Below are 425 nucleotides of genomic sequence, written 5' to 3' on the forward strand. Positions count from 1 at the left end.
CTACGTGTACGGCGGCACGATCCGGCCGGGCCACTGGTAGGGCAAGGACCTGACGATCGTCTCGGCGTTCGAGGCCGTCGGCGAATTCACGGCGGGCCGCATGAGCGAGGAGGATTTCGAGGGCGTCGAACAGAACGCGTGTCCGTCGACCGGCTCGTGCGGCGGCATGTACACGGCCAACACCATGAGTTCGTCGTTCGAGGCGCTCGGCATGTCGCTGCTCTATTCGTCGACGATGGCGAATCCCGAGCAGGAGAAGGTGGATTCGGCGGCGGAGTCGGCGCGCGTGCTCGTCGAAGCGGTCAAGAAAGACCTCAAGCCGCGCGACATCATCACGAAGGCATCGATCGAAAACGCCGTGGCGCTGATCATGGCGACGGGCGGCTCGACCAATGCCGTGCTGCACTATCTGGCCATCGCGCACG

1 pseudogene is annotated in these 425 nt (G+C 64.7%); it reads left to right on the forward strand.

Annotated features, from left to right (window positions below):
* Positions 1 to 425, forward strand: a pseudogene (locus SB772_RS39225) (dihydroxy-acid dehydratase); the annotation flags it as partial.

The organism is Paraburkholderia sp. SIMBA_030, assembly GCF_046535245.1.
Classification (GTDB): Bacteria; Pseudomonadota; Gammaproteobacteria; order Burkholderiales; family Burkholderiaceae; genus Paraburkholderia.